The sequence below is a fragment of the Pseudoalteromonas sp. SWN166 genome (assembly GCF_015864485.1).
Lineage (GTDB): Bacteria > Pseudomonadota > Gammaproteobacteria > Enterobacterales > Alteromonadaceae > Pseudoalteromonas.
Genome location: NZ_JADYXB010000067.1, coordinates 1 through 6,690, shown reverse-complemented (window position 1 = coordinate 6,690; position 6,690 = coordinate 1). Strand labels below are relative to the sequence as shown.

Below are 6,690 nucleotides of genomic sequence, written 5' to 3'. Positions count from 1 at the left end.
CGATGATCAGGGATTGGTGAAAAATGTTCATTAAAGGCAGATAACATTTGAGACTCCTATGAATTAGAAGCCTATTTGATCACACTTGGCTCAAAATGGAAAGTTCATGATCTTGCCCTGGCTGGGTAACCCAGTTATTTAAGTCAACGCCAAAGTCTTGATATAAGACCGGTAATAACGATTCTTTATTTTTAAATCGTCGATAAAAAGTACCTACCGATACATCTGCGTAATCAGCAAGCTCTTTGATGCTTATATGCTCAAAAAATTTAGTTTTTAAGCTATGGTGCAGTGCTTTGAGAAGTTTTTGTTGAGTGAGCTGGCTACGTTGCTGTTTAGGCTCTAAACAAGGTTGATCAGACATAAGTTAAATACGTTATTTTATACATTACAAACATGATGCGACCTTTTAATTTAAACAGCAACACCAAGTTAAACCAATTGCTTAACTTGGTGCCCTTTATTATTTTTTATGTGCGTTTAAATAGTCTATTGCAAGCAGGCTAAGTGCCTTAGTGCCCACTTTGAAAGATGATTCGTCGGCGTAAAAATAAGGCGAGTGATTACTTGCTACTGTATTTAGGTCTTGATCGTTAGGCGTGCCACCTAAAAATACAAATACACTCGGCACTTCTAATGCGTAAAACGAGAAATCTTCTGCGCCGGTTATTTTTCCCATTTCTACTACGTTATTGTTACCTGCTGCTTTTTTAAGGCTAGGGAGCATTTGCGTGGTTAGCTCTGGGTTATTAATTGTTACCGGGTAACCTTCGTGAATATGTACCTCTGCCGTAGCACCTGACGATTTAGCAATATGCGTGGCAGTTGTTTTAATTTTTTCAAATATTTGTGCACGGTTATCCATATCAAAGTTACGAATTGTACCCACCATTTCTACTTCTTCAGGAATAATATTATTACGTACGCCTCCTGCTATTTTTCCAAACGAGACAATTGCAGGCTCTTTGGTAATGTTAATTTGGCGACTAACAATATGATTAACCCCCGTTACTATTTGCGCGGCAGCAGCAATAGGGTCAACGCCTGTCCACGGTGCAGAGCCATGAGCTTGGCGTCCATGTACTGTTATTTCAAAACTATCGGCACTTGCCATAGCTGGGCCACTTCTATAGCCAATTTTACCGCTGTGTAAGCTAGACGTTATATGTAGGCCAAAAGCGGCATCGGGTTTGTATTGTTTAAATATGCCCTCTTTAAGCATTAGCTCAGCGCCACCCTCTTCCCCCTCTGGTGCGCCTTCTTCTGCGGGTTGAAATACAAACATAATATTGCCGTGAAGCTCGTCTTTCATATTTGCCAGTACTTCAGCAGCACCCATTAACATAGCTACGTGCGTGTCGTGTCCACACGCGTGCATTATGCCTACATCAACACCACGATAATTAGTGGTTTTAGTTGATTTAAAATCAACATCGGCTTTTTCGGTAACAGGTAACGCGTCCATATCTGCGCGCAACATTACCGTAGGGCCAGGCTTTGCACCTTTTAAAATACCTACAACACCGGTGTAAGCAATGCCCGTTTGTACTTGCATTCCCAACGACTCTAAATGCTTAGCCACAATACCTGCGGTGCGGGTTTCGCGGTTGCCAAGCTCAGGGTTTTGATGAAAGTCGCGTCGCCAATCAATAACATGTTGTTCTACTTTTTTTACTTGCTGATCGAGGTTTGCATTGGCATTAAATGTACTCAATGCAGCAAAGCCTAATGCGATTGAAATAAGTGATTTTTTCATACTGTTACCTTTATTATTTTAATGAAGTCCAACAACCGATTTTGTATTTTCAAATAATGCTTTTGAGTTATAACCTACACCATTTTTAAATACCGTTTCCATATTTTTTATCGCTGCGGCATCGCTAGCAAAATCGCCATTAATAATGACCATATCTGCATGTTTACCTACTTCTATACTGCCTATTGTATTTTGCTTATTTAAGTACTGAGCGGCATTTAATGTTGCAATTTTAATTGCTTGTGGCTGATTAAAACCTGCTTCTACTAATAGCTCAATTGCACGTTGATTCGAAAAACCAGCAATCACACCGCCGTAACCCGTTGGGTCTGTGCCCACCATTAATTTACCACCAGCGGCTACAAACATTTTCTCAAGCTGCATCATCTTTTTAAATACAAGGGGCCAACTAGACTCACTCTGCTGCGCTATTTTTTCAAAACGAGATTCGTACTGCTCTCGCACTTGCGGTATTAAAGCTTCAAGCGCTTGCGGGTATGCTTTTGGACGCCCTTTAGTGAAGGTTTCAAATACGGTGAGGGTTGAGGTAAGCACTACATTTTTAGCCACTAAGTAATTTATTAAGCTGGTTACTTCTGGTGAGTTTATATCTAAGTCGACAAACGATTGCTGTACGTCTTTATTGCTTGGGCACACATCTTTTTGTTTATTTTTTACAAAGTCGGTTGAGGCAAAAAATCCATGTTCTAAATTATCAATACCAAGTGATGCCGCTTCTCGGTAAGTTACTGAGCATAAATGAGCCGTAACTTTATTATTTTGCTCATGCGCTTTTTTAATAACTACATCAAGCTCTTTTTGGTGAATGTGCATATACGCTTTGTACGATGTAACACCTTCAGAGCCCCAGTAGTCCATCATTTTTTTAGCATCATCGACATCGCGCAGCGACTTTATTTTTAAAATGGGTAAGCCTGGCCCATTTAAGTATGGCGCCGTTACGTCTATATCAGGACCTAAACTTTTACCTGTGTTTATGGCATCTCTTAGCCTTAAATCGGCATAAGGTGCTGTAGTGCCGGCAGTTCGAATAGTGGTAGTTCCTCCCGCTAAATATAAACGCGGAAAGCTATATAGCATTTCGGTGTAGTGCGCTTTGCCGGTTGGATAAAACATGTGCTCGTGCATCATCACCAAACCCGGAATTAACGTTTTACCTGTACCATCAATAATGTTTACCCCTTTAGCCACCTCTACCTCAGCTGTGGCGCCTATGTTCACAATTTTATTTTTATTTATTACAACGGTTTGGTTAGTTTGTATTGGTTTGCCGGTGCCATCTATTAACGTAATATTTTTTATGGCATAACGCCCTGCTTGATAACTAACAAATTGATCATCAGCTGCGTAACTTGTAAAGCTAGTTAGCGCACATGCAGTCGCTACTAGCGATATTTTAAGTGTGTTTAACCCTTTAAAAAGTGTACTCATATTTTATGCCCGTCTATTTAATTACATTCAATATATGTGTGCAACCAGAAAATGTAAGTATAGATTCACATTTTAATGTAAAAGCTAAAAAACGATCATTCATGTTTAAGGTACAAACACACTTTAAATTTTTAAAATAAAAACACCTTTTCGTACTTAACTATTTAAGTGCTAGGATAAAGACTCTAAATACCGCCAACTTACAAACCAAATTATGAATTTAAATCAGCTCGACCTAAACCTTCTCATTATTTTAAAACAGCTATTAAACGAAAAGCATATTAGCAATACAGCACTAACTTTAGGTATGAGTCAGCCTTCTATTAGCCGCTCTTTAGGTAAGTTACGCACTTTGTTTGACGATCAATTACTGATCAGAATGGCTGGAGGTTACGAGCTAACGCCAAAAGCGATATCGATTCAGCAAGACTTAAATTCTATTTTAAATATGGTAGAAACGCTGGTTAATAAACAAACATTTGATCCTAAAACAAGCCAAGCCACCATAAAATTATTTGGCCTTCCGCCGCAAATGCACCTACTCATAGAAACTATAATTAAAGATGTGCGTGAGCAAGCGCCTAATATTATTCTTGAAATAGACACGTTACCAAAGCCGCAGTTTGCTGACTTACTAAAAGGCGAAACTCATTTTGTAATAACAGGACACAAGCCAACTAGCTCTGAGGACAAACTGTATCGCCAAGCGCTGTTTGAACGCGACTTTAAATTAATAATGGCCGGCACTCACCCGCTTGCCAATAAAAAACTAAATATTGAATTATTACGTAATTGTAATTTTGGCCTAATATCTATTCAGGGAGAGAAAGCTCTTTCTATTGCACACTGTTTTACAGCCCTTGGGATCGATAATATTAATACGCCAATACGTTTAAAAAACTTTTATAGTATTGGCACCATTGCCCAAAATACCGATTTAATATTTTATGTACCAAATCATTTTGCTAATGATATTTGTCGCCATCATGATGTAGTAGCTAGAGACGTGCCTTCAGAGCTTGATTTAGAACACGATGAAGTTTATTTATATTGGCATCAACGCCACCATAATGACCCTGTTTGCCAGTGGTTTAGAGAGCTAGTTAAAAGCAAAGTATTCAAAATCTAAATATTTACTATTCAATGTGAGCATATGTTTTGAATTGCCATTCGTGCCTTCGATCTATTTAATACGAATCATTCTTAATAATATTAAAGTTAAATAATAATACTCACGATGAAAAATATGCTCCCATTTAATAAGAAGTCTCTTACTATTATTGTTGGTACTTTATGTACTAGCATGTCATTTGCAAGCTTGGCCGAACAAGCTCCCGATACATCAGAAACGATGGAAGTTTGGGGTACAACTATTACTAACAATTCGTTATTACAAGACGACATTGAAAGAAAACAAGCAAATCACTTAAGCGACCTATTACGCGATCAAGCGGGTATTGACGTGGGTGGTTCGCATTCAATAGTTCAAGGCATTAATATTCGTGGCGTTGACGACTTAGATTTAAATATTACCGTTGATGGAATTAGCCAAAACAACAATATGTTTCATCACTCTGGTAATTTATTAATTAACGCTGATATTTTAAAAGCGGTTGATATAAAAGTAGGTACTAACTCAGTGCTTACCGGTGGCCTTTCAGGCGGTGTTGCCTTTGAAACCAAAGACGCAAAAGATTTACTAGAGCCAGGACAAGATTTTGGTGCTCGTTTATACACAAACTTAGGCACTAACGATTACGCAGGCGCCTCTGCTGCAGTGTATGGTCAACTAACCGATAATGTAGATGCCCTAGCCTACTACACCTCAACAGATAGAAATAACTTTGAAAACGGTAATGGTAAAGAAGTAACCGGTAACGAAGGTCGCACAATTGACGGAATATTCAAACTAGGTTGGGACGTAAATGAGAGCAATCGTTTAGTATTTTCATACGATAGATACAACGACGAAGGCGATTACTATGTAAAAACTAACTTTGGTGCGGGCTTTGCTGAAGACTCAGACGCGCAAACAGAAGATATTGATTACACTCGCACAAGCACCTCTTTAGCCTACGAGCTAGATAAAGGCGATGCAATTACCCTACGCGCTAGCGTTTACCGAAACGAGCTAAGCTATATTGCACTCGGTACTGAAGGTAACTCTGAGCATACAGGTTACACAGCGCTTGCCACTTCAAAAATTGCACTTGCTGGTTTTAACCATACATTGCGCTACGGCGGTGAAGGTTATGAGCAAGTATCAAAACGTATTGCAAATCACGTACAAACCAACAAAGACACTGCTGACTCTCACGCTATATATATTGAAGACGAAATAGCATTAACAGATCAGTTATCTGTTACTCCAGGTGTGCGTTACAACTATTTTAAAGTAGATATGTACTCTGCTGGTACTAACGATTCATTAAATAAATCGTGGAACGAACTAACGTTTGGTTTAGCCGCTAAATACCTTATTAATGATAACTGGAGCATAAGCGCAAGCTCTACTGAGTTGTTTCAGGGGCCTGGTCTTCGTGAAAGTTACGTTGATTACAGTACTAACTTTGATAAAAACCTAAAAGCAGAAACCGGTGTAAATAACGCCATCGGATTAGCATTCAAAGAACGTAATGTTATGGGTTTAGATTCTTTAGGCTTTTCACTTAATGTGTTTAAAACCCGTATTGAAGATTACATAGATAACTGGGCAATAGGTAAAGGCCGCCCAGTTGGTACTTATGCTAACTCGGGCGATTACGACATTGATGGTTTTGAATCAACGCTTTCACTACGTAAAGATCTGTTTAGTGCACGCTTAAGCTACTCTAAATCGGATTCAGATCAGTTAGAGACCCATGAGCAACTACGCTATGAAGTTGGCGACAGCATTGCATTAAACCTTGGCTACGAAGTACCACAGTACGATTTAAAATTTAATTGGACTAGCCTAGTAAATAGAACGGATGATTCGGTATCAAGCGGTGCTGATATTCATAAAGTAGGCTATCAGGTTCATAACATCAGCATGCAGTGGCTACCAAGTCAGCTTGAAGCACTTAGCATGACCCTAGGTGTTGAGAATATTTTTGATAAAACGTATTACTCACACGCTTCATACTCAAGCGACACCGTGCAAGATTACGAAGCGGGTCGTAATGTTAAATTAAGCGCGTCTTACGTTTTTTAATTTAAAAATTTAGTAATCCTTTAAGGCTCAATATTTTATTGAGCCTTTTGCTGTTTAAGGGGGGCGTACCTTAAACAGTGGAAATTAAACGACAATCAATATTAGGGTCATATAAGAATGTCTAACTGGAAACAAAACTTAAAAATTCCGTTATGTAATGGACACCTTACGAGGGCGTTCAGAATTCTGTGTCAGCCTAAATTGCTAAATATCTAGCACACCATCTAACCTACCTTCGAAGTGGATGGCCAATTGCGACAATGTCAGATTCCAGTTATGGATTGGCATT

Annotated in this window: 5 protein-coding genes; 2 read left to right on the top strand and 3 right to left on the bottom strand. The window is 38.9% G+C overall.

The features are described 5' to 3' along the window. Nucleotides 1–79: 79 nt before the first annotated feature. From I6F49_RS19845 to I6F49_RS19835, 3 genes are all read right to left on the bottom strand, one after another. Nucleotides 80–364, bottom strand: a complete 285-nt coding sequence (locus I6F49_RS19845; RefSeq protein ID WP_231615157.1) for a TetR/AcrR family transcriptional regulator — start codon at nucleotides 362–364, stop codon at nucleotides 80–82. Between the two features lie 99 nt (nucleotides 365–463). Next, the gene (locus I6F49_RS19840; RefSeq protein WP_166420513.1) at nucleotides 464–1,756 is read right to left on the bottom strand and encodes an amidohydrolase; all 1,293 of its coding nucleotides are present in this window, start codon (nucleotides 1,754–1,756) and stop codon (nucleotides 464–466) included. An 18-nt stretch (nucleotides 1,757–1,774) separates the two neighbouring features. Beyond that, entirely contained in the window at nucleotides 1,775–3,208 is a 1,434-nt protein-coding gene (locus I6F49_RS19835) for an amidohydrolase family protein (RefSeq protein ID WP_197181720.1), read from the bottom strand. Nucleotides 3,209–3,422: 214 nt separating this feature from the next. Here I6F49_RS19835 and I6F49_RS19830 point away from each other — a divergent pair, with 214 nt between their 5' ends. After that, the gene (locus tag I6F49_RS19830; RefSeq protein ID WP_197181719.1) at nucleotides 3,423–4,337 is read left to right on the top strand and encodes a LysR family transcriptional regulator; all 915 of its coding nucleotides are present in this window, start codon (nucleotides 3,423–3,425) and stop codon (nucleotides 4,335–4,337) included. 108 nt (nucleotides 4,338–4,445) lie between these two features. Beyond that, nucleotides 4,446–6,401 (top strand): TonB-dependent receptor domain-containing protein, encoded by a 1,956-nt coding sequence (locus tag I6F49_RS19825; RefSeq protein WP_197181718.1) that lies wholly within the window; start codon nucleotides 4,446–4,448, stop codon nucleotides 6,399–6,401. The last annotated feature ends 289 nt before the right edge of the window (nucleotides 6,402–6,690 follow it).